17 protein-coding genes and 1 pseudogene are annotated in these 21,076 nt (G+C 71.7%); 11 read left to right on the forward strand and 7 right to left on the reverse strand.

Going from position 1 to position 21,076, the window contains the following annotated elements; translation table 11 throughout:
* The first annotated feature begins 43 nt into the window (after positions 1–43).
* Complete coding sequence (gene xylA / locus O1G22_RS36040; RefSeq protein ID WP_270085123.1) at positions 44–1,210, forward strand: xylose isomerase; 1,167 nt, start codon at positions 44–46, stop codon at positions 1,208–1,210.
* Between the two features lie 203 nt (positions 1,211–1,413).
* Here xylA and O1G22_RS36045 read toward each other — a convergent pair whose 3' ends face one another.
* Both O1G22_RS36045 and O1G22_RS36050 read right to left on the reverse strand, forming a co-directional pair.
* Positions 1,414–2,757: an SWIM zinc finger family protein gene (locus tag O1G22_RS36045; protein ID WP_270085124.1), complete on the reverse strand. Its 1,344-nt coding sequence runs from the start codon at positions 2,755–2,757 to the stop codon at positions 1,414–1,416.
* Positions 2,754–5,627 (reverse strand): DEAD/DEAH box helicase, encoded by a 2,874-nt coding sequence (locus O1G22_RS36050; RefSeq protein ID WP_270085125.1) that lies wholly within the window; start codon positions 5,625–5,627, stop codon positions 2,754–2,756. The genes O1G22_RS36045 and O1G22_RS36050 overlap by 4 nt, the downstream gene beginning before the upstream one ends.
* A 320-nt stretch (positions 5,628–5,947) precedes the next feature.
* On the opposite strand from O1G22_RS36050, the gene O1G22_RS36055 reads away from it, so the two are divergent.
* Positions 5,948–6,130 carry a hypothetical protein gene (locus O1G22_RS36055; RefSeq protein WP_225098959.1) on the forward strand — a complete coding sequence of 61 codons (183 nt, stop codon included), beginning with the start codon at positions 5,948–5,950 and terminating at the stop codon, positions 6,128–6,130.
* A 171-nt stretch (positions 6,131–6,301) separates the two neighbouring features.
* Here O1G22_RS36055 and O1G22_RS36060 read toward each other — a convergent pair whose 3' ends face one another.
* Positions 6,302–7,180, reverse strand: a complete 879-nt coding sequence (locus O1G22_RS36060) for a hypothetical protein (protein WP_270085126.1) — start codon at positions 7,178–7,180, stop codon at positions 6,302–6,304.
* Positions 7,181–7,494: 314 nt separating this feature from the next.
* Between O1G22_RS36060 and O1G22_RS36065 the strand changes: the two genes are divergently transcribed.
* Entirely contained in the window at positions 7,495–8,400 is a 906-nt protein-coding gene (locus O1G22_RS36065; protein ID WP_270085127.1) for an oxygenase MpaB family protein, read from the forward strand.
* Positions 8,401–8,536: 136 nt separating this feature from the next.
* On the opposite strand, the gene O1G22_RS36070 is transcribed toward O1G22_RS36065, so the two are convergent.
* On the reverse strand, positions 8,537–9,136 hold the full coding sequence (locus tag O1G22_RS36070) for a class I SAM-dependent methyltransferase (RefSeq protein WP_270085128.1): 600 nt from the start codon (positions 9,134–9,136) through the stop codon (positions 8,537–8,539).
* Between the two features lie 150 nt (positions 9,137–9,286).
* Between O1G22_RS36070 and O1G22_RS36075 the strand changes: the two genes are divergently transcribed.
* From O1G22_RS36075 to O1G22_RS36105, 7 genes and pseudogenes are all read left to right on the forward strand, one after another.
* Complete coding sequence (locus tag O1G22_RS36075) at positions 9,287–10,060, forward strand: MHYT domain-containing protein (protein WP_270085129.1); 774 nt, start codon at positions 9,287–9,289, stop codon at positions 10,058–10,060.
* A 49-nt stretch (positions 10,061–10,109) separates the two neighbouring features.
* Positions 10,110–12,674, forward strand: coding sequence for a sensor histidine kinase (locus O1G22_RS36080; protein ID WP_270085130.1), 2,565 nt, complete (start codon positions 10,110–10,112; stop codon positions 12,672–12,674).
* Positions 12,671–13,108 carry a roadblock/LC7 domain-containing protein gene (locus tag O1G22_RS36085; protein WP_225098965.1) on the forward strand — a complete coding sequence of 146 codons (438 nt, stop codon included), beginning with the start codon at positions 12,671–12,673 and terminating at the stop codon, positions 13,106–13,108. Before O1G22_RS36080 ends, O1G22_RS36085 begins: the two co-directional genes overlap by 4 nt.
* An 18-nt stretch (positions 13,109–13,126) precedes the next feature.
* Positions 13,127–13,540, forward strand: a complete 414-nt coding sequence (locus tag O1G22_RS36090; RefSeq protein ID WP_270085131.1) for a DUF742 domain-containing protein — start codon at positions 13,127–13,129, stop codon at positions 13,538–13,540.
* A 197-nt stretch (positions 13,541–13,737) separates the two neighbouring features.
* Positions 13,738–14,340 carry a GTP-binding protein gene (locus tag O1G22_RS36095; RefSeq protein ID WP_270085132.1) on the forward strand — a complete coding sequence of 201 codons (603 nt, stop codon included), beginning with the start codon at positions 13,738–13,740 and terminating at the stop codon, positions 14,338–14,340.
* A gap of 177 nt (positions 14,341–14,517) precedes the next feature.
* The gene (locus O1G22_RS36100; RefSeq protein ID WP_270085133.1) at positions 14,518–14,931 is read left to right on the forward strand and encodes a roadblock/LC7 domain-containing protein; all 414 of its coding nucleotides are present in this window, start codon (positions 14,518–14,520) and stop codon (positions 14,929–14,931) included.
* 126 nt (positions 14,932–15,057) lie between these two features.
* Positions 15,058–15,888 (forward strand): annotated as a pseudogene (locus O1G22_RS36105) (DUF6397 family protein); the annotation flags it as partial.
* 450 nt (positions 15,889–16,338) lie between these two features.
* Here O1G22_RS36105 and O1G22_RS36110 read toward each other — a convergent pair.
* Positions 16,339–17,205: an acyl-CoA thioesterase gene (locus O1G22_RS36110; RefSeq protein WP_270085134.1), complete on the reverse strand. Its 867-nt coding sequence runs from the start codon at positions 17,203–17,205 to the stop codon at positions 16,339–16,341.
* A gap of 40 nt (positions 17,206–17,245) precedes the next feature.
* A complete protein-coding gene (locus tag O1G22_RS36115; RefSeq protein WP_270085135.1) occupies positions 17,246–19,759 on the reverse strand; it encodes a DEAD/DEAH box helicase in 2,514 nt (837 codons plus the stop codon).
* A 145-nt stretch (positions 19,760–19,904) separates the two neighbouring features.
* Here O1G22_RS36115 and O1G22_RS36120 point away from each other — a divergent pair, with 145 nt between their 5' ends.
* On the forward strand, positions 19,905–20,699 hold the full coding sequence (locus O1G22_RS36120; RefSeq protein WP_270085136.1) for a metal-dependent hydrolase: 795 nt from the start codon (positions 19,905–19,907) through the stop codon (positions 20,697–20,699).
* Between the two features lie 80 nt (positions 20,700–20,779).
* Here O1G22_RS36120 and O1G22_RS36125 read toward each other — a convergent pair whose 3' ends face one another.
* Positions 20,780–21,046, reverse strand: coding sequence for a type B 50S ribosomal protein L31 (locus tag O1G22_RS36125; protein WP_270085137.1), 267 nt, complete (start codon positions 21,044–21,046; stop codon positions 20,780–20,782).
* Between the last annotated feature and the right edge of the window lie 30 nt (positions 21,047–21,076).

Raw genomic sequence — 21,076 nt, forward strand, 5'->3', positions numbered from 1 at the left:
ACGGCCATGACGAAATAGTCGCAACGCAGCAAGGAGCCGCGGCATGAGCTACCAGCCCACCCCCGAGGACAGGTTCACCTTCGGCCTGTGGACCGTCGGCTGGCAGGGAAGGGACCCGTTCGGCGACGCCACCCGACGCGCCCTCGACCCGGTCGAGACGGTCCAGCGCCTGGCCGAGCTGGGCGCCCACGGAGTGACCTTCCACGACGACGACCTGATCCCCTTCGGCGCCTCGGACACCGAGCGCGAGTCGCACATCAAGCGGTTCCGACAGGCCCTGGACGCCACCGGCATGACCGTCCCGATGGCCACCACCAACCTCTTCACACACCCCGTCTTCAAGGACGGCGCGTTCACCGCCAACGACCGCGACGTACGCCGCTACGCGCTGCGCAAGACCATCCGCAACATCGACCTCGCGGTCGAGCTGGGCGCCAAGATCTACGTCGCCTGGGGCGGACGTGAGGGCGCCGAGTCCGGCGCCGCCAAGGACGTACGCGCGGCCCTGGATCGCATGAAGGAGGCCTTCGACCTCCTCGGCGAGTACGTCACCGCCCAGGGCTACGACCTCCGCTTCGCCATCGAGCCCAAGCCGAACGAGCCGCGCGGCGACATCCTGCTGCCCACCGTCGGACACGCCCTGGCCTTCATCGAGCGGCTGGAGCGCCCCGAGCTGTACGGCGTCAACCCTGAGGTCGGGCACGAGCAGATGGCCGGCCTGAACTTCCCGCACGGCATCGCGCAGGCCCTGTGGGCGGGCAAACTGTTCCACATCGACCTCAACGGCCAGTCCGGCATCAAGTACGACCAGGACCTGCGGTTCGGCGCGGGTGACCTGCGGGCGGCGTTCTGGCTGGTCGACCTGCTGGAGAGCGCCGGCTACGCGGGTCCCCGGCACTTCGACTTCAAGCCGCCGCGGACCGAGGACCTCGACGGCGTGTGGGCGTCGGCGGCGGGCTGCATGCGCAACTACCTGATTCTGAAGGAGCGTGCGGCCGCCTTCCGGGCCGACCCGGAGGTCCAGGAGGCGCTGCGTGCCTCCCGGCTGGACCAGCTGGCGCAGCCGACCGCCGCCGACGGCCTGCAGGCCCTGCTCGCCGACCGCACGGCCTTCGAGGACTTCGACGTGGAGGCGGCCGCCGCACGCGGCATGGCCTTCGAACGGCTCGACCAGCTGGCGATGGACCACCTGCTCGGGGCGCGTGGCTGAACGGCCCCACGCGCGCGTGCCGTTACCGGAGCGTGAGAAGGGGCCGGGGCGAACGGCGGTGACGTGAGCCGCTCGCTCCCGGCCCTCATCGAGTTCCGCGGAGCCGCCGGAAAACCGGTCACAGCCCCTCGGACACGTGCCGGGTTAAGCGCCTTCGCCCGCGCGGAGACCTGCACGCGCGAAGGCAGCCCGGCGACGACCAGTCAGAATTCGTTGTCCACCTCCGACTTCGTGCCAGACGGCGCCACGGCCGGAGCGGCCTCCGGATCCGTGCCGGTACGAGCCACGGTGAGAGCGGCGGCCGGGTCGTCGTCCGGCCCGCTCACCGGGATCCAGTGGCCGGCCTCGGCGCGATACGGCCACCAGTGCCCGTCGGCGTCCAGGCGCAGCTGAACGCCTTCGCCGGCCACGGTCCACCGGTTGCCGCTCCGGTCGAACGACGGCTCCTCGCCCTCCTCCCAGGCCGCGTCCAGCACCACGCGTGCGCGTGCGAGCGCCGCGCCTTCCACCGGCCGCTCCTCGTCGAGCACGGCCAGGGCCACCGCACCTCCGGCGCGCCAGGCCCGGACAGCGGCCGTCAACCCTTCGCGGCCGCGCCCTGACCCTTCGGCGAGCCGCTCGGTGACGGCACCGACGGGCGCTTCGCAGGCAAGGCGTACGGCGTCCTGCTCGGCGGTTGCGGCGGTTGCGGCGGTTGTGGTGGAGCTGTCCTGCGGGTCGCCGCGAAGGATCTCGGCGAGCAGCCGGTACGCCTCCACGGCAGTGCGGCCCGCCAGGTGCCCCAGAGCCACAGGATCGATCGCGGGTGGCTCTGCCGCACCGGTGTCGAAGGATGGCGGCGTGCCGGGCGTCCGGGGCAGTCCGGGCAGCTCGGGCAGCGGTGGCAGGATGTCCCCGGCCGCCCACGCCTCCGCCGCGTCCACGCCCTCGGGTCCGGGCGGGGTGACTTCGGCGCGGGGTGCGACGCTGCGCACCTGCAGCTCCGCCAGAAGCACGTCCCTTTCCCGCCCGCGCAGCAGCAGGAGCAGCAATGGATCGTCGTCCAGCAGGCGCGCGACCTGGTGGCACAGCGCTGCGGTGTGTCCGCAGTGGTCCCACGTTCCGCAGTCGCAGGCGGGCTCCAGCTCCCCGAGGCCCGGCAGCAGCTCGATCCCGCTCACCGCGGCGTCCTCGATCAGGTGCGGGGGAAGCTCCCGGTCGAACAGCGCGGCCATGTGCCCGGCCTCCTCCACGGCCAGGTCCAGGAACCGCGCCCACTCCTCCTCGGACAGCACCGGCACCAGGACGTCGGCCCGGTGGGCGGCACCTCCGGGCTCCCGTACGACTGCCGTGACCCGGCCCGGACGTACGGTCGTCGCGCCGACGCCGCCCGCGCGCGCGAGCCGGCGTCCCGCCTTGACCGCCGCGCCGTCCAGGGCCGCGTCCTCCAGGGCCCGCAGCCAGGCGCGCCCCCACCAGCTCCGCGCGAATCCGCCCCCACGCACCGGCGGTTGCGCGGCGAACGTGCGGCCGGCCACGCGCGTGTGCTCGTCGTCGTAAGGGCTCATCGCGCCTCCCCGCGCAGTTCCACCAGTGCCGCCAGCTCCGCGTCCGTCAGCTCCGTCAGCGCCGCTTCACCGGTGGTGAGCACCGCGTCCGCCAACTCCCTTTTGCGGGCGAGCATGTCCGCGATCCGGTCCTCCAGAGTGCCCTCGGCGATCAGCCGGTGGACCTGCACCGGACGGGTCTGCCCGATGCGGTACGCACGGTCGGTCGCCTGCGCCTCGACCGCGGGGTTCCACCAGCGGTCATAGTGCACGACATGCTCGGCCCGGGTGAGGTTCAGGCCTGTCCCGGCGGCCTTCAAGGAGAGCAGGAACACCGGCACTTCACCGTCCTGGAAACGCCGTACCAGCGCCTCGCGCGCAGGGACCGGGGTCCCGCCGTGGAGCAGCAGCGACGGTACGCCGCGGGCGGCCAGATGGCGTTCGAGCAGGCGGGCCATGCGCACGTACTGCGTGAAGACGAGCACGCCCGAACCCTCCGTGAGGATCGTGCCGAGCAGCTCGTCCAGCAGCTCCAGCTTTCCCGAACGGCCGGCGAGCCGTGGATCGTCCTCTTTGAGGAACTGCGCCGGGTGATTGCAGATCTGCTTCAGGCCGGTCAGCAGTCGCACGATCAGGCCCCGGCGGACCATGGGGCCGGCAGCCGCGATCCGGTCCAGCGTCTCGCGGACCAACGCCTCGTACAGGCCTGCCTGTTCGGGTGTGAGAGGGACCGGACGGTCGCTCTCGGTCTTCGGCGGGAGCTCGGGGGCGATGCCGGGGTCCGACTTGCGCCGTCGCAGCAGGAACGGTCGCACGAGCTTCGACAGCCGCCGCGCGGCGGCCGGGTCGAGGCCGCCCTCGACCGGCTGCGCGTACCGCGCGTGGAAGGCGCCGAGGCGGCCGAGCAGGCCGGGGGTCGTCCAGTCGAGGATCGCCCACAGCTCCGTGAGATTGTTCTCCACCGGAGTGCCGGTGAGCGCCACGCGCGCGCGTGCGCCGAGGGAACGCAACGCTCGCGCGGTCGCCGAGTAGGGGTTCTTCACATGCTGCGCCTCGTCGGCCACGACCAGGCCCCAGGGCACCCCGGCGAGCCGCCCGGCGTCCAGACGCATCGTGCCGTACGTCGTCAGCACGAACTCCCCGGCCGCGACGGAGCCGAGATCGCGCGCGGGCCCGTGGAACCTGCGCACCGGCAGGCCCGGGGCGAACCGCTCGATCTCGCGCTGCCAGTTGCCGAGCAGGGAGGCCGGGCAGACGACGAGCGTGGGACCGATGGCCGAGGCGTCCGTCTGCCGGTGCAGATGCAGAGCGATCAGCGTGACCGTCTTGCCGAGACCCATGTCGTCGGCCAGACAGCAGCCCAGACCGAGGGACGTCATGCGCGCCAGCCAGTCGAGACCGTGCAGCTGGTAGTCCCGCAGTGTGGCGGCGAGGCTCGGCGGCGGTCCGACGACGCGCACCGGTTCGCTGTCCGTGAGCCGTTCCCGCAGCCGCTCCAGCCAGCCCGTCGAGCGCACGCCGACCTGCTGTCCGTCGGCTTCCGCCGAGCCCGTCAGAGCGGCGGCCAGCGCCTCGACGGCCGTGACGGGACGGTCCTGCCGCATCCGGGCGCGGTCCGCCTGCCGTGGGTCGACCAGGACCCACCCGTCGTGCAGCCGCACCAGGGGCCGCTTGGCCTCCGCCAGCCGGTCCAGCTCCGCCCGGGACACCTCCCGCCCGCCCAGCGAAAAGCCCCACGAGAACGCGACCGTCGTGTCCGCCGACAGGAGCGCCGAGGGAGCCGGGGCTTCTCCGGGACCGGCCGTGCCGTCGTCCCGCGGTCCGATCGTCGCGTGCACGGTGAGGTCGCGGGCCAGCTCCTTCGGCCAGTGGACGTCGACTCCCGCCGCGGTCAGCGCCCGGGTGCCTTCGCCCAGCAGTTCGGCGATCTCGTCGTCGGCGAGGTCCACAGCGTCCGGTACGGCGGAGGAGAGCAGCGGCGTCAACGGCGGCCAGGCGCGGACCGCGCGGCGCAGCGCCAGCAGCGCGTCCGCACGCGCGCGTGCACCGTACGTCTCGTGCGTGTGCCCGGCACCGGTCCACAGGCTTACGGCGTCGAGGACGTCCGTCGCCCGGCTCGGACCGTGCACTTGCAGTACCGCGCGGAACCGGGCTCCGCCGTCGTCCCGCGCGGTGGCGTCCACGTCGAGACCGGAGACCTCCATGCGCAGCGACAGCCGTACGCCCGCGTCGTGGCCGGCGGCGATGTCGTCCGCCCAGGCCCGCAGCTCGGGCAGGCGCCGCGGCTCGGTCGCCGCGTACGCGGGGCCGCCGGTCACCAAGGGGGCCGCGGGCGAGCGCGGGAGCACGTCGGCGAGCGCGTCAAGGAAGGCGCGCAGCAGCCGCTCCGGGTCGGGCAGCCGGGTCGGCTCCGCGGCCGTGAGCGGTACCGCGTGAGCCTCCGGTGGCATGGCGGCGGCGAGTTCGCGGACCAACTCCGCGTCCCGGGCGGACAGCGGGCCCACCCGCCAGGCGTCGTGATCGCCCGGGGAGAGACCCGGCAGAAGCAGGCCCCGGGCGAGGAAATGCAGGGCCAGTTCGCAGGCGGCGTGCCAGAAACGGGCCGAGCGGTGCCCCTGTGACAGCGCACGCGTGCGCGTGAGCATCGACAGGGCACTGGGTATGGGCAGCAGAAGCGCGGTCGTACGGACCTGTTCGACATCGCCGTCCGCCGCGGGCAGCACGATGTCCAGCTCCGCCGTGGAGCCGTCGGCGACGGCGGGCAGGGCTTCACCGTCCCGGCGCCAGAAGGCGAACCGGCCCGAGCGAGCCGGGTCGGACGGCAGGAACACGGCGCAGCAGCAGGCCAGTTCGGCCAGCTCGGAGGGCGGCTCCGTGGGAAGAGTCTGCACAGGGATGGCGCACTCCTCAAATTTGACTACCTGTCTCGGAGTCGCCGAGGGTACAGGAACGCCGAGCACAGCCCCTCGTGCCGATGCCGTGATCCGCGCCACTTCACAATCTGTTCGACCGGTGGCCGTCGTCAGCGGACGACATCGCATCGCGCGGCCGACAACTGGCTCGTGGCGGAGCGATACTGCGAGCAGAGCCCAGGCGCGACCATTAGGGGGCGGGCCTCGGGGATGTCTCAGGGTCGGGGCCCGGAACCGCGGGGAGCCCGGGGCCGTTTTCTGAGCAGAGAGCGGCAGTGGCCGCGAAGGAGGCGACGCTCATGTCCAAGAACGCGAAGATCGCCGCTGGAGGTGTGGCGGTCGGGCTGATCCTGCTGATATGGCTGCCCTGGTGGGTGGCGTTCCTGATCGTGGTCGGAGTCCCGGTGGCCGCGTATCTGGCCCTGGACCCCTCACAGCGGCGCAGGCTCCGCAGGGTGACGCGCAAGGAACTCGGCCGCTGAGGCGTTCGGCGGCGGACGGTCCGCGGCACCGGCTCGCACGGATGCCGGACGGCGGGGGCGGGTTGCACGGACCCCCAGCGCGGCCCTGACGGCCCCGTGGCCGCGCTGTCCCGCAGCGCGGCCACGGGGCGGGTGAGCGCGCGACCGGTGGCAGCCGAGGGCTGCCAGGTCTCAGCTCGGCCGGACAGCCATCTTGTCGAGGGCTTCCAGCAGCCCTGGCAGCTCGGGGCCCCGGCCCACCGGCAGCACCTCGCCCGGCTCGTCGTCCAGCAGGACGAACGCGATGTCGTCGGTTCGGGCCACGAGCGACCAGCCGGGGCCGTCGGCCCGCAGCGTCCGGGCGTCACCCGGGGCGAACGACGAGCGCACCCGGCCGAGCGGCGGCGGCGAGTCGACGTAGGCGCGCGCCTCCGCGAGCACCCGCCGGACCCCTCGATGGCCACTGTGCGGTACGTTTCCGCCCTCCACCAAGGGCTCGGCGGTCTCCTCGGTCTCCCTGCTCTGCGGGGAGGCTTCCGCGGCCTTTGCCGACGGGCCTGGCGTGGTGAACTCCTCGTCGTTGATCTGCTCCCGCCATGCCGCCCATTGCAGAGCGATCTCGTCGGCGCCCAGACGGCGCTGGGCCGGCCCCCAGATGCCGGTGTCCGGAGGGCTCAGCGGGGGTCCGTCGGCCACGTCGGGAGCGGGGTCGTGCGGTGCGGGGACGCCGGGTGCCGCGACGGCGACCGCCAGGGGCCAGCCGGGCAGGGCGGCCACGACCGCGCGCTCGTCCGGCGACAGCTCGTACTCCATGCCGCAGTCCCAGGACGCGATCGCCACGGCGACCAGCGAGACGTCGTCGATGACGACCGTCCAGCGGGCACCGGCGCCGTCCTGGCCCAGCACCAGGCCGTACCCGTCGGCACGGGGCGCGAGTCCCAGTGCGGCACATGCCTCCGGATAGTCGTCGCCCAGAACGCTCGGAAACTGCGCCGGCGTCAGCAGTACCGCCGTCAGCACGTACAGCGCATCGTCTGCGGCGGCGACGGCCTCATCATCCGTCCCGGCCATCCCAGCCTCCCAGTGGTTCGTCCAACGGCGCGCACCCTAGTGCGAGCGGAAGCCCGTTGTCACGACTCCCCACACCACGCGGAGCTGCAGGTTTCCGCCTGGACGGGGGCGAAACGTCCATGATGGACGCACGGTGTCCGATGGCGTGTGGACGGCCCGAGGAGAGCACGGATCCCAGCAGCACTGCCTCGAACACTTTGTGCGCACGCCCCTTCCGCTGCCCTGATCGAGCCCAGGGCCGCCGTCGCCGACGATTCACATGTCGTCACTCACCGTAGAGTTGAGCCTCCTTCGGGAGAAAGGAGGACGGCAGGGTGAAGCGGTTCGAACGGCTCGGCAGGATCCGCCGACTGGACCCGGTGGCGGACGCGGTGGAGATCTACCGGCTGAGCACGGCCTTCGAGTTCCCCTGGGACTACACGCGCGCGCTCGAACTGGCCCTGTACCGCACCTATGCCGTGCCGAGCATCGGCCGGCTGCTCGCCGAGACGGCGCAGCTGACCGAGCGCACGCAGAAGCGGTACGACGACACGGTGCTGCTCCTCGACACCATCGTGGAGAACGGCTTCGCGGCCGAGGAGGGCCGCACGGCGATCCGCCGCATCAACCAGATGCACCGCAGCTACGACATCAGCGACGACGACATGCGCTATGTGCTGAGCACCTTCGTCGTGGTGCCCAGACGATGGATCGACGCCTACGGATGGCGGCGGTTGTCCCGGCACGAGATCGTCGCCGCGACCGAGTACTACCGCACCCTGGGCCGGCACATGGGCATCCCCGGCATCCCCGGGACCTATGAGGAGTTCGAAGCACTCCTCGACGCCTACGAGCGGGACCACTTCGGCTGGGACGAACAGTCCCGGCAGGTCTCCGACGCCACCCTCGACCTGATGGCGTCCTGGTATCCGCGGCCGCTGGCACCGGTGCTGCGTACGGCGACCCTCGCCCTGCTCGACGAGCCGCTGCTGCACGCCTTCCGCTACGCGCCGCCCGGGGCGGCCACCACCGCGCTCGTGCGCCGCGCCGTACGCACGCGTGGCCGGCTCGTCCGGCTGCTGCCGCCGCGCCGCGCCCCGCACTTCGCCCGCCAGAACCGGGAGATCAAGGGCTACCCGAACGGCTACCGAGTCGACGGCCTGGGTACCCGCCCGGTCCCCGGACTGAGTGGCTGCCCGGTATGGCACAGGGACCCCTCGGCGGCCGAAGCAGCCGAGTGAGGCGAGGGCATCGCGCAGCCGGCGCCGGCAAGGAAGGCCGGCCGGCGCCGTGGCACGGTTGCCCGGCGGACCGGCCCCACCGGCGGTTCTCAGCCTGCGCGGCACGGCGCGAGGGGTGTCCGCAGCGGCGTGCCGCTCAGTTCTCGCGCGTCGCGAGCGCGAGAAAGCGCGCGTCCTCGTCGACGTACGACGTCATGCGCCATCCCGAACGGGCCAGGAGCGGACCGAGGTTGGTCTCGGCGCGCAGGTCGTCGGGGGTGACCTGGCGGCCCTGCCGGGCCGCGAGGGCGGCCCGCCCGATGGGGTGGAACAGCGCGAGCGTGCCGCCCGGCCGCACCACGCGCGCCAGTTCCCGCAGGTTGTCCACCGGGTTCGGCAGGTGGGCGATCAGACCGGCCGCGAAGACGGCGTCCAGCGTCTGCGGCCGCAGTGGCAGTGCGGCGACGTCGGCGAGCAGCAGCCACCCGTCCCGCTCCCGCCCCGCCCGCACGGCCGCCTGGAGCATCTCCGGCGTCAGGTCGGCACCCAGCACCACCCCGGAGGGGCCCACGGCGGCCCGGAGCGGCGGCAGGGCACGTCCGGTGCCGCAGCCCGCGTCCAGCACGCGGTCACCCGGCCGCAGTCCGAGGTCGTCCACGGCGGCCGCGTAGGCGGGGCCGTCGTCGGGGAACCGGCTGTCCCAGTCGGCGGCCCGGGCGCCGAAGAATTCCTGCACATGTGTGTGGTCGTCGCTCATGTTCCGCATGATTCCTCACCGTCACGAGGGATATGTAGGCGCACATGTTCGGGCCGGACCCGATCGTTCCGTCGCATCCACCTGTCATATTCCACCAGCTTTCGAAATGCGCCCCCTATGTGCGCCCGTGCCCCCTAGCGTCCCTTGGCCATGGGACACCTGGACCACGCCGCCTTCGGCTGGCTGACCCCCGTGCTGTCATACGTGATGGCCTGTACCGGCGCCGCACTCGGACTGCGCTGCACCGTCCGCGCGCTCGCCACCACCGGCCGCTCGCGCCGCAACTGGCTCGTCACCGCGGCCTCCGCGATCGGGACGGGCATCTGGACCATGCACTTCGTGGCCATGCTCGGCTTCCGCGTCAGCGGCACCGACATCCGCTACGACGTGCCGCTGACCATCCTCAGCCTCCTCGTCGCCATGGTCGTCGTCTGCGCCGGCGTCTTCGTCGTCGGCTACAGCCGCGCCCGCAACCGAGCGCTCCTGATCGGCGGACTCACCACCGGGCTGGGCGTCGCCAGCATGCACTACCTGGGCATGGCGGCGGTCCGGCTGCACGGAGACGTCCGGTACGACCCCGTCCTCGTCGGACTGTCGGTGCTGATCGCCGTAGTAGCGGCGACAGCGGCCCTGTGGGCCGGCCTCAACATCAAGTCGCCCCTCGCGGTCACCGTCGCCTCCCTCCTCATGGGAGCGGCCGTCAGCAGCATGCACTACACCGGGATGTTCGCGGTCAGCGTGCATGTGAACCCCTCCGGCGAGGCCCTGCCCGGGGCCACGGCGATGCAGTTCATCTTCCCCCTCGCCGTCGGCCTCGGGTCCTATCTCTTCATCACCTCGGCCTTCGTCGCCCTCTCACCCACCGCCGACGAGCGTGAGGCGTCCGCCTCCGCCCAGCGGCCCGTCGAGACCGTCGCCCGTTAGCGGGAGCCCGGCCCGAGCGCCCCGACCCCACGTCCCGAGCGAGGAGGCCATGCGCCCACCCCGTACCTCCCCGAAAGCCGGTGCCCCGGAACGCCCTCCGCGGGGCCGCCGTGCGCACGCCGGACCGCCCGCCGCCGAGGGCACCGACCGCCTCCTCGGCGCGTCGCCGACCACGGCACGCGCGCGCGTGAATCGCCGGCACCTGCGCCCTCGTACCGTGCGCGCCAAGGTGGTCAGCCTGCTGATGGTGCCTGTGGTCTCCCTGCTCGCGCTGTGGGCGTACGCCACCGTGAGCACCGCCCAGGACGTCGCGAGGCTGCGCCAGTCCGAGCGGGTCGACGCCGAACTGCGCACCCCGGTGGCCGCGGCCGTCGCCGCCCTGCAGGCCGAGCGCACCGCGGCCGTGCGCCACGCCACCGCACCGGGCGCGGACGACGGCAGCGACCTCCAGGGCCTCGCCGCCCGCACCGACCGGGCCGTCGCCGCACTGCGGCTCGGCAGCGACAGCACCGTCGCCGACAGCGAGGAGTTGCCCGCCGCGGTCTCCGGCCGCCTCGACGCCTTCGTCACCGGCGCCGAGCGGCTGCGCACGCTGCGTACGGCCGTACTCGACAACAAGGCCGGCTGGGACACGGTGTATACGCAGTACACGAAGACCATTGCGGCAGCCTTCGCCGTGGACGGTGCCCTCACCGGCATCCAGCAGGCTGACGTCGGCTCCGACGCGCGCGTACTGCTCGAATTCTCCCGGGCCGCCGAGGCACTGGCCCAGGAGGACGCATTGCTCAGCGGCGCGCGGACAACGGAGGGTCTCCGAGGCGAGCGACTGCGGTTGTTCAGCGCCGCTGCCGCCGCGCGCCGCAGCCTCACCGACACGGCCGTCGCCGATCTGCCCACCGCCCAGCGCGCTGCCTGGCGGGACCTGGCCGACAGCGGCTCCTACGCCTCACTCGGCAGCGCAGAGGACAAGATCGTCACCGCCGTGCCGGGCGCCAGGCAGGCCGGCGCGGCTCCACAGGCCGCCTGGAACGCCGCCCACGCACGCGTGCAGGAAGGAATGCGGAACATCGCGACGGACACGGGCCGGGCCGTCGCCGGCCGCGCCGATCCGGTCACGCGCGGTCTGCTCAGCCCCGCCGGTGCCGCCGTGCTCCTCGGCCTGGCCGCCGTCGCCGCCTCGCTGGTCATCTCCGTCCGCATCGGACGAGGGCTCGTGGTCGAGCTCGTCAGCCTGCGCAACGACGCCCTGGAGATCGCCCGTCGCAAGCTGCCGGAAGCGATGCGCAGACTGCGCGCGGGTGAGGAACTCGACATTCAGGCGGAGGCCCCCGCGGGACCACCGGCCGAGGACGAGACGGGCCAGGTCTCGGAGGCCCTGACCACCGTCCACCGGGCAGCCCTGCACGCCGCCGTGGAACGCGCCGAGCTCGCCAGCGGCATCTCCGGAGTCTTCGTCAACCTCGCCCGCCGCAGTCAAGTGCTGGTCCACCGTCAGCTCAGCCTTCTCGACAGCATGGAACGCCGCTCCGACGATCCCGACGAGCTCAGCGACCTGTTCCGTCTGGACCACCTGACCACCCGGATGCGGCGCCATGCCGAGAGCCTGATCATTCTCTCCGGGGCGGCACCCGGCCGGGCCTGGCGCATGCCCGTCTCGCTCACGAATGTCGTACGCGCCGCCGTATCCGAAGTCGAGGACTACGCGCGCGTGGAGGTGCGCCGGCTCCCCGAGGCCCATGTCATCGGTGCCGCCGTCGCCGACCTCACCCACCTGCTCGCCGAACTCGTCGAGAACGCCGCCCAGTTCTCTCCGCCCCACACGCGCGTGCGCGTCACCGGTGAGCCCGTCGGCAACGGCTATGCCCTGGAGATCGAGGACCGGGGTCTCGGTATGAGTGCCGAGACCCTCGCGGAGGCCAACCGGCGCATCGAACAGTCCGAGGCCCTCGACCTGTTCGACAGTGACCGGCTCGGGCTCTTCGTGGTCAGCCGGCTCGCCTCCCGGCACGACGTCAGGGTGCACCTGCGGACTTCCCCGTACGGCGGCACCACCGCCGTCGTCCTGCTGCCCACGGCTCTGCTCCACCGGGGCTCGGCCGACACCGCGTCCCAGCAGAACGAACAGGCCCACGACGAGCAGGAAGGCGCGTACGCGCACGTGCCCGGCACGCGTCGGCGCCAGGAGACCGCCCTCGCACGGCCGGACCGTCCCGCCCTCGCGGCCACCGCTCCCGGCCCGCACGACACGGCGGAGGGGCCGGAACGGAACGACGTGGTCAGCGAGTCGGTACGACACGGCATGAGCCACGAGACCCCGCCCCCCGGAGTCACCGCCTTGAGGCCCCACCGCCCGCCGCACGACTCCGAGCCCTCCGACGACCTCCCGCGCCGTGTGCGCCAGGCGAGCCTCGCCCCTCAGCTCCGGCAGCAACGGCCCGAAGAGCCGGCCCCGGCACGCACGCGTGGCGAGGACCGGCGCACCCCCGAACTGGTGCGGGACCGCATGACGGCCTACCGCGACGGCTGGGCGCGCGGCGGCGGCAGGCAGCCCGGCCGCGGTGCCGCCCCGGAACCCGAAACGGCCAGTGACAGCAGCGAAGGAGACCCGGCATGATCCAGGACCCCAACACGAGGGCCGGGCAGCGATCCGGCGAACTGGACTGGCTGCTCGACGACCTGGTGACCCGAGTGAGCGAGGTACGGCATGCCGTCGTGCTCTCCAACGACGGGCTGGCCGTCGGCGCCTCCACGGCCCTCGCGCGGGAGGACGCCGAGCATCTCGCCGCCGTCGCCTCCGGCTTCAACAGCCTGGCCAAGGGTGCGGGACGGCACTTCGGAGCAGGCGGTGTGCGGCAGACCCTGGTCGAGATGGACGACGCGTTCCTTTTCGTGGCCGCCGCGGGCGACGGTTCCTGCCTCGCCGTGCTCACCGCCGTCACCGCCGACATCGGCCTCGTCGCCTACGAGATGGCGCGCCTGGTCAAGCGGGTCGGCGAGCACCTCTACACGCCACCTCGTGTCAGCGCACAGCCGCCCGCGGCCGGATGAGCCGGAAGGCCGGTACCGATGACCGAGAACCCGATGGACGGCCCGCCGGAGCCGGGCAGCCAGTGGTACGACGGCGAGGCCGGGCCCCTCGTCCGCCCGTACGCCATGACCGGCGGTCGTACCCAGCCGGGGCCCACCGCGGTGCGCTTCGACCTGATCGCCCTTGTCACCCTCGTCCCCGCGTCCCCGGCGCTCGACGACGACACACCGCTCGGCCCCGAACACCGGACTCTGATCGAGCTGTGCCGCACGGAGACACAGTCCGTCGCCGAACTCGCCGCGGACGCGGACCTTCCTGTCGGCGTGATCAGGGTGCTCCTCGGGGACCTCCTGGAACTCGGCTGTGTCTCCGTCAGCCGCCCCGTACCCCCGGCGCACCTGCCCGACGAGCGGATTCTGCGCGAGGTCATCGATGGATTGCGAGCGCTCTAGATGACCATGCCGAGCAAGACGAACGCTCTCCCGCATCCCCATCCGTGCGCACTGTGCCGCCGAGCGTACGGGAATCGGTCAGATCAGGTGCATTTCGGTCCAACCCGCCGCACGGATGCCTCATTTGTCATGATGTTGACTTCACGCCCGAAGTACGCGGACGCCGGCTGCAACCGGTCCACCCGAGAGAAGTGATCATGGTCTCCGAGCACTCCGACGCCACCGGCGACACCGCCGCGCTGGCGCTGAAGATACTGGTCGCCGGCGGATTCGGCGTCGGCAAGACGACCCTGGTCGGGGCCGTCAGCGAGATCCGGCCGCTGCGTACCGAGGAACTGCTCAGCCAGGCAGGGCAGTTGGTCGACGACACCGACGGTGTGGACCAGAAGGTCACCACCACCGTCGCTATGGACTTCGGGCGCATCACGATCCGCTCCGGCCTGTCCCTCTACCTCTTCGGCACCCCCGGACAGGACCGGTTCTGGTTTCTCTGGGACGAGTTGTCGCAGGGCGCCCTCGGTGCCGTCGTCCTCGCGGACACCCGGCGCCTGGAGGACTGCTTCCCCGCCGTCGACTACTTCGAGCACCGGCGCATCCCGTTCGTGGTGGCTGTCAACTGCTTCGCGGGCGCCCGCGCCTACGGCGCCCACGACGTCTGCCGCGCCCTCGACCTCGACCGCGGCACCCCCGTGGTGCTGTGCGACGCGCGCGACCGGGACTCCGGCAAGGAAGTCCTGATCCGGCTCGTCGAGTACGCGGGGCGGATGCACACCGCCCGGCTCCTGGACTCGGTCGGCTGAGCCGGCGGGAACGTGGACCGATTGCCGGTATGTGTGCCGTCCGGGACGAACGCCCGACATCACCCGTCGGTCATCTTCTGCGCCATGCGTCCGTCCGGCTTGCCCGGGCGCCGCTCGTGGTGAAGGCTGGCGGGGAGTTCCTCCAGCCAGGGGGAGACATCGCACGGGGAGACGGAGATGGCGCAGAACCAGGGACTCGGGTGGCTCCTGGACGATCTGACCGAGCGGGTGGACCATGTGCGGCACGCGCTCGTCCTGTCGAACGACGGGCTGGTCACGGGCGCGAGTACGGGCCTACGCCGTGAGGACGCCGAGCATCTGGCCGCCGTGGCGTCCGGGCTGCACAGCCTGGCCAAGGGTTCGGGACGCCACTTCGGCGCGGGCAGGGTGCGCCAGACCATGATCGAGTACGACGACGCCGTGCTGTTCGTGACTGCGGCGGGCACCGGCAGCTGTCTGTGCGTGCTCAGCGGGGTGGAGGCCGACATCGGCCAGATCGCCTACGAGATGACCCTGCTCGTCAACCGCGTCGGCGAACACCTCGGCGTTGATGCCAGGCAGCCCGAGAGGGCGCCCAACACAGATCTCTGACCTGCGAGTTCGCCCGCCTTCGTGGAGTTATCCACAGGCTCGCCACGCGATGCGCGGAACCGGCTACGGTGTGTACACGGCTTGCGCACAGGGCGTGAGCCTCCACTCCACGGGGGAGTTACAGCCATGTCGGCAAGCATCTTCAGTCCGCCCCGGCCCGTCACTCCGAGCCGCGCCGCTCGGGAACTGGGCCTCAAACGAAGCGAGTTCGACCTCGCTGTGCACCTCGGGCACATCCGCACCGTGCCCGACGAGGGCGGGGGAGGAGCCCGCCGGGTGGAGCGCGCGGAGATCGACCGCCTTCGTGCGCAGGACGATTTCCCGGAAGTCCTGCGTGAGCGTGTGCGGGTGGTGGGAACCGCCGAGGGCGCGGCACTCATGGAGATCCCGGCCGGCCGCTTCACCCGCCTCGCCCGTCTCGGGCTGATCGTGCCCGTAAACTGGTATTTGAACCGCTACCGCGCTGTGGTCTGGCTCTATCTGGCGGAAGACCTGCGGAACTTCACCCGGGGCCCTGAGAACGCGCACCTGCTCAAGGGACGCACGCCGGACACCCTGCGCGGCCAACTGGAGGCGGGAGTGGACCTGCGCGCCCGCAACTGGCGCGGACGTCATCTCGGTTCACTGCTGCGGCGGTCCAAGGAGCCATGGGTACGTGCCGGAGCCGTGGCGTCCTTCCTCGCGCCTGTCGAGATCGCCGACGTCGTCAAGGACCCGTACGAACGTGCCTACCTGAACCGGTTCCGGCCCACGCCGCCCGGTCAGGGCACCCCGGGATCGCCCGCGGCGCACCTCGCCGAGCGGATCGCGCTCGCGCAGGACGCCGACGAGATCGACTGGCTGCGCGGCGAACTGGGCCGGTCCGTCGAGGAGGCACGCGCCGAGTCCCCCGCCCCGCGCCCGGCCACCCGCCGCCCCGTGCCGACGGTACGTGCGGTCGCACGGCCCATCCCGCCTATCGCGCGAACGGTCACACGGCACACCGAACCGGCGGCGCGGACGGCGGCGGAGGAATCGCCTGTCGTACGGGTGCCTGAGTCGAACGGGGAGCCGGGGCTGGAGAAGCCCGAGGTCGAGACCGAGCCGATGCCTGGGACGCCTGAGGCGCAGGGCGAGCCGATGATCGTGGCACCCGTGCAGAGCGGTGAGCAGTCGGCTTCGGCGCCCGAGCCGGACGACGGTCCGGTGTTCGGGGCGCCCTGGCCGGACGGTGGGGCGGCGGGCCGAGAGGCCGAGTGGCACCGTGGGGCGGTCGGACGGCCGCCCGGCTCACCGACGCGCCGGAACCGCCGGCCCGAGCAGGACCGGAGCCCGGCCGGTCGAGGTCTGCGCGGCTGGCTGCGGCGCAGAAGCCCATGGCCCGCGCCCATGTGATCCCGCTCGGCCGCAGCCGCGCCGATCCGCCCGCTACAGGGCCCTGAACAGACCCTCCTGGACGACCGAGACGAGCATGCGCCCCTGCTGGTCGTAGATGCGCCCTCGCGCCAGACCGCGCCCGCCGGTGGCGATCGGCGACTCCTGGTCGTACAGGAACCACTCGTCCGCGCGGAACGGCCGGTGGAACCACATGGCGTGGTCCAGCGAGGCCAGGTCGAAGTTTCGCGGACCCCACAGGGGTTCGACCGGGATGCGGACCGCGTCCAGCAGGGTCATGTCGCTGGCGTACGTCAGCGCGCACGTGTGGACCAACGGGTCGTCCCCCAGTGGTCCGACCGCGCGCATCCACACGGCGCTGCGCGGCTCAGCCCCCTTGATCTCCTCGGCGTTCCAGCGCAGCCGGTCGACATAGCGGATGTCGAAGGGCTGGCGGCGTGCCATCCGCTCCAACTGCTCGGGCAGCGCGCCCAGGTGCTCGCGGATCTCCTCGGAGACCGTGGGCAGCGATTCCGGGTCCGGCACATCGCGGGCCGGCGGCAGCTGGTGCTCGAACGATCCTCCCTCAGGCTTGTGAAAGGAGGCGGTCAGATTGAAGATCGTGCGGCCCTGCTGCACGGCCGTGACCCGGCGCGTCGTGAACGATCTGCCGTCGCGGACCCGCTCCACCTGGTACACGATCGGCACGCCCGGACGGCCCGGGCGCAGGAAGTACGCGTGCAGCGAGTGCACGGGGCGGTCGCCGTCCGTGGTGCGGCCGGCGGCGACCAGCGCCTGGCCCGCCACCTGGCCGCCGAAGACTCGCTGCAGGGACTCCTGCGGGCTGCGGCCACGGAAGATGTTGACCTCGATCTGCTCCAGGTCGAGCAGGTCGACCAGTCTCTCGGCCGGGTTCGTCATCGGCGGGTCTCTCCTTGGGTCACACCTGGTCGGAAGCGGCTCACAGCTGGCCGACTTCGGTGACACGGACGACGGCACGGCCCTCGGCGTCCGAGGCCGCGAGGTCGACCTCGGCGCTGATACCCCAGTCGTGATCGCCGTTCGGGTCGTCGAAGATCTGGCGGACGCGCCAGAGGCCGTTCTCCGGCTCCTCCTTGATCACCAGCAGCTTGGGGCCGCGGGCGTCGGGGCCGGTGCCGAGGTCCTCGTATTCGTCCCAGTACTTGTCCATCGCCTCGCCCCAGGCCTCGGCGTCCCAGCCGGCCTCGGCGTCCAGCTCGCCCAGTTCGTCGACCTGGTCGAGCGCGGCCAGCTCCACGCGGCGGAACATGGCGTTGCGGACCAGCACCCGGAAGGCACGCGCGTTGGTGGTGACGGGCTTGACCTCGTCGGCCTTCTCCTGGGCCTCCTCGGCGGTCATCTCCTCCGGGTTGGCCAGCTGCTCCCACTCGTCCAGCAGGCTGGAGTCCACCTGGCGCACCATCTCGCCGAGCCACTCGATCAGATCCTGCAGGTCCTCGGACTTCAGGTCGTCGGGGATGGTGTGGTCGAGGGTCTTGTAGGCGCTGGCCAGGTAGCGCAGGACGATGCCCTCGGTGCGGGCCAGCTCGTAGAAGGACACCAACTCCGTGAAGGACAGCGCCCGTTCGTACATGTCGCGGATGACGGACTTCGGGGACAGCGGGTGGTCGCCGACCCACGGGTGGCTCTTGCGGTAGGTGTTGTACGCGTGGAAGAGCAGCTCTTCCAGCGGCTTCGGGTACGTGATGTCCTGGAGACGCTCCATGCGCTCCTCGTACTCGACGCCGTCCGCCTTCATCGCGGCCACGGCCTCGCCGCGCGCCTTGTTCTGCTGGGCGACGAGGATCTGGCGCGGGTCGTCCAGCGTGGACTCCACCACGGACACCATGTCGAGCGCGTAGGGCGGCGACTCGGGGTCGAGGAGTTCGAACGCGGCGAGTGCGAACGTGGACAGCGGCTGGTTGAGCGCGAAGTCCTGCTGGAGATCGACCGTGAGCCGGATGATGCGGCCCTCGGCGTCCGGCTGGTGGAGCTTCTCCACGATCCCGCCGTCGAGCAGCGATCGGTAGATCGCGATGGCCCGGCGGATGTGCCTGAGCTGCTGCCTGCGCGGCTCATGGTTGTCCTCCAGAAGATGGCGCATCGCCTCGAAGGCGTTGCCCGGACGGGCGATCACCGACAGCAGCATCGTGTGTGTCACCCGGAAGCGCGAGGTCAGCGGCTCCGGCTCGGAGGCGATGAGCTTCTCGAAGGTGTTCTCCGTCCAGCCGACGAAGCCCTCCGGTGCCTTCTTGCGCACCACCTTGCGGCGCTTCTTCGGGTCGTCGCCCGCCTTCGCCAGAGCCTTCTCGTTCTCGATGACGTGCTCGGGCGCCTGCGCCACCACGAGACCGGCCGTGTCGAAGCCGGCCCGGCCGGCCCGGCCCGCGATCTGGTGGAACTCACGGGCGCGCAGGGTGCGCACGCGGCTGCCGTCGTACTTGGTCAGCGCGGTGAACAGCACGGTGCGGATCGGCACGTTGACGCCCACGCCCAGCGTGTCTGTGCCGCAGATGACCTTCAGCAGACCGGCCTGCGCGAGCTTTTCCACCAGGCGGCGGTACTTGGGCAGCATGCCGGCGTGGTGCACGCCGATGCCGTGCCGGACGTAACGGGAGAGGTTGCGGCCGAACTTGGTGGTGAAGCGGAAGTTGCCGATCAGCTCGGCGATCTGGTCCTTCTCCTCACGCGAGCACATGTTGATGCTCATCAGCGCCTGTGCCCGCTCCACGGCCTGGGCCTGGGTGAAGTGGACGATGTACACCGGGGCCTGCCTGGTCTCCAGCAGATCGGTGAGCGTCTCGGTGAGCGGGGTGAGCTTGTACTCGTAGGAGAGCGGAACCGGGCGGGTGGCCGAGCGGACCACCGAGGTGGGGCGGCCCGTGCGGCGCGTGAGGTCCTTCTCGAAGAAGGACACGTCGCCCAAAGTGGCCGACATCAGGATGAACTGTGCCTGGGGGAGCTCCAGCAGCGGGATCTGCCAGGCCCAGCCGCGGTCGCCCTCTGCGTAGAAATGGAATTCGTCCATGACGACCTGGCCGACGTCCGCGTTCTTGCCGTCGCGCAGCGCGATCGACGCCAGTACCTCGGCGGTGCAGCAGATCACGGGGGCGTCGGCGTTCACAGAGGCGTCGCCGGTGAGCATGCCGACGTTCTCGGTGCCGAAGATCTTGCACAGTTCGAAGAACTTCTCCGACACCAGTGCCTTGATCGGGGCGGTGTAGAAAGTGACCTCGTCCCGGGCCAGGGCTGCGAAGTGCGCGCCCGCGGCGATCATGCTCTTGCCGGATCCGGTAGGCGTCGAGACGATCACGTTCGCCCCGGAGACCACCTCGATCAGCGCCTCCTCCTGGTGGGGGTAGAGGGTGAGACCGCGCTCCTGCGCCCACGACTCGAAGGCTTCGTACAGGGCGTCGGGGTCGGCGGTCGGCGGCAGCTGATCGATGAGGGTCACGCCCCCATCTTGCCTGGCCTTGTGCCGGAGAGGGGAATCGGCTGCGGGGACGAAGATCATGGCAGCTACGCTGTGTCGCCGACGGGGCGTCAGTGCACCAGGGCAACTGGACAGCGGCACATGAGGAATGGGGCGGGAAGCAGCCATGATGGGACCAGCACACTCACTGTCGGGGGCCGCGGCCTGGCTCGGTGTCGGAGCGGCCGCCGCCGCGGCCGGGCACCCGATGCCCTGGCCCGTTCTCCTCGTCGGCGCGCTGATCTGTGCCGGTGCCGCACTCGCCCCGGACCTCGACCACAAGGCCGCGACCATCTCGCGTTCCTTCGGGCCCATCTCCCATGGGATCTGCGAGATCGTGGACAAGCTGTCCTACGCCGTCTACAAGGCGACGCGCATGAAGGGCGACCCGCGCCGCAACGGCGGCCACCGCACGCTGACGCACACCTGGGTGTGGGCGGTCCTGCTGGGTGCCGGCTGCTCTGCGGCGGCGATCACGGGGGGCCGCTGGGCGGTGCTGGCGATCCTCTTCGTGCACATGGTGCTGGCGATCGAGGGTCTGCTGTGGCGGGCCGCCCGGGGTTCCAGCAGCGATGTCCTGGTCTGGCTGCTGGCCGCGACCAGCGCATGGATCCTCGCGGGAATACTGGACAAGCCGGGCAACGGCTCCGACTGGCTGTTCACCGCGTCGGACCAGCGGTACCTGTGGCTGGGGCTTCCGATCGTGCTGGGCGCGCTGGTCCACGACATCGGGGACGCGCTGACCGTGTCCGGCTGCCCGATCCTGTGGCCCATCCCGGTGGGCCGCAAGCGCTGGTACCCGGTGGGGCCGCCGAAGGCGATGCGGTTCCGGGCCGGCAGCTGGGTGGAGCTGAAGGTGCTGATGCCCGCGTTCATGCTGCTCGGCGGCGTCGGCTGCGCGGCAGCGCTCAATGTGATCTGACCTGCCGGCCTCGGCCGCGGGACGCTCCCTGCGGTCCGTCCCGCCGCTCCGGCCCACGGGGGCTGAGTGATCGCTCCCGGTCAGCCGACCTCGCCCGGCTCGGCCCCGCCGCCGTACCGGCGCTCGAAGCGGGCGACGCGGCCCTCGGTGTCGACCGTCCGGGCCTTGCCCGTGTAGAAGGGGTGGCTCTCCGAGGAGATCTCCACGTCGATCACCGGGTAGCTCTCGCCGTCGTCCCACTCGATGGTCTGTTCGCTCTGCGCGGTCGACCGGGTGAGGAAGGCGTACCCGGCGGCGCGGTCACGGAAGACCACGGGGTGGTAGTCGGGGTGCTTGTCCTGCTGCATGGCGGCTCCTCGTGCGGGGCGGTCGGACCG

The sequence above is a fragment of the Streptomyces camelliae genome (genome assembly GCF_027625935.1).
In the GTDB taxonomy this organism is placed as follows: Bacteria; Actinomycetota; Actinomycetes; order Streptomycetales; family Streptomycetaceae; genus Streptomyces; species Streptomyces camelliae.

Coding starts and splice junctions, on each gene's coding strand:
- xylA (WP_270085123.1), top strand. CDS start 44: ATGAGCTACCAGCCCACCCCCGAGGACAGGTTCACCTTCGGCCTGTGG.
- O1G22_RS36045 (WP_270085124.1), bottom strand. CDS start 2,757: ATGAGCCCTTACGACGACGAGCACACGCGCGTGGCCGGCCGCACGTTC.
- O1G22_RS36055 (WP_225098959.1), top strand. CDS start 5,948: ATGTCCAAGAACGCGAAGATCGCCGCTGGAGGTGTGGCGGTCGGGCTG.
- O1G22_RS36060 (WP_270085126.1), bottom strand. CDS start 7,180: ATGGCCGGGACGGATGATGAGGCCGTCGCCGCCGCAGACGATGCGCTG.
- O1G22_RS36070 (WP_270085128.1), bottom strand. CDS start 9,136: ATGAGCGACGACCACACACATGTGCAGGAATTCTTCGGCGCCCGGGCC.
- O1G22_RS36075 (WP_270085129.1), top strand. CDS start 9,287: ATGGGACACCTGGACCACGCCGCCTTCGGCTGGCTGACCCCCGTGCTG.
- O1G22_RS36080 (WP_270085130.1), top strand. CDS start 10,110: ATGCGCCCACCCCGTACCTCCCCGAAAGCCGGTGCCCCGGAACGCCCT.
- O1G22_RS36085 (WP_225098965.1), top strand. CDS start 12,671: ATGATCCAGGACCCCAACACGAGGGCCGGGCAGCGATCCGGCGAACTG.
- O1G22_RS36090 (WP_270085131.1), top strand. CDS start 13,127: ATGACCGAGAACCCGATGGACGGCCCGCCGGAGCCGGGCAGCCAGTGG.
- O1G22_RS36095 (WP_270085132.1), top strand. CDS start 13,738: ATGGTCTCCGAGCACTCCGACGCCACCGGCGACACCGCCGCGCTGGCG.
- O1G22_RS36100 (WP_270085133.1), top strand. CDS start 14,518: ATGGCGCAGAACCAGGGACTCGGGTGGCTCCTGGACGATCTGACCGAG.
- O1G22_RS36110 (WP_270085134.1), bottom strand. CDS start 17,205: ATGACGAACCCGGCCGAGAGACTGGTCGACCTGCTCGACCTGGAGCAG.
- O1G22_RS36120 (WP_270085136.1), top strand. CDS start 19,905: ATGATGGGACCAGCACACTCACTGTCGGGGGCCGCGGCCTGGCTCGGT.
- O1G22_RS36125 (WP_270085137.1), bottom strand. CDS start 21,046: ATGCAGCAGGACAAGCACCCCGACTACCACCCCGTGGTCTTCCGTGAC.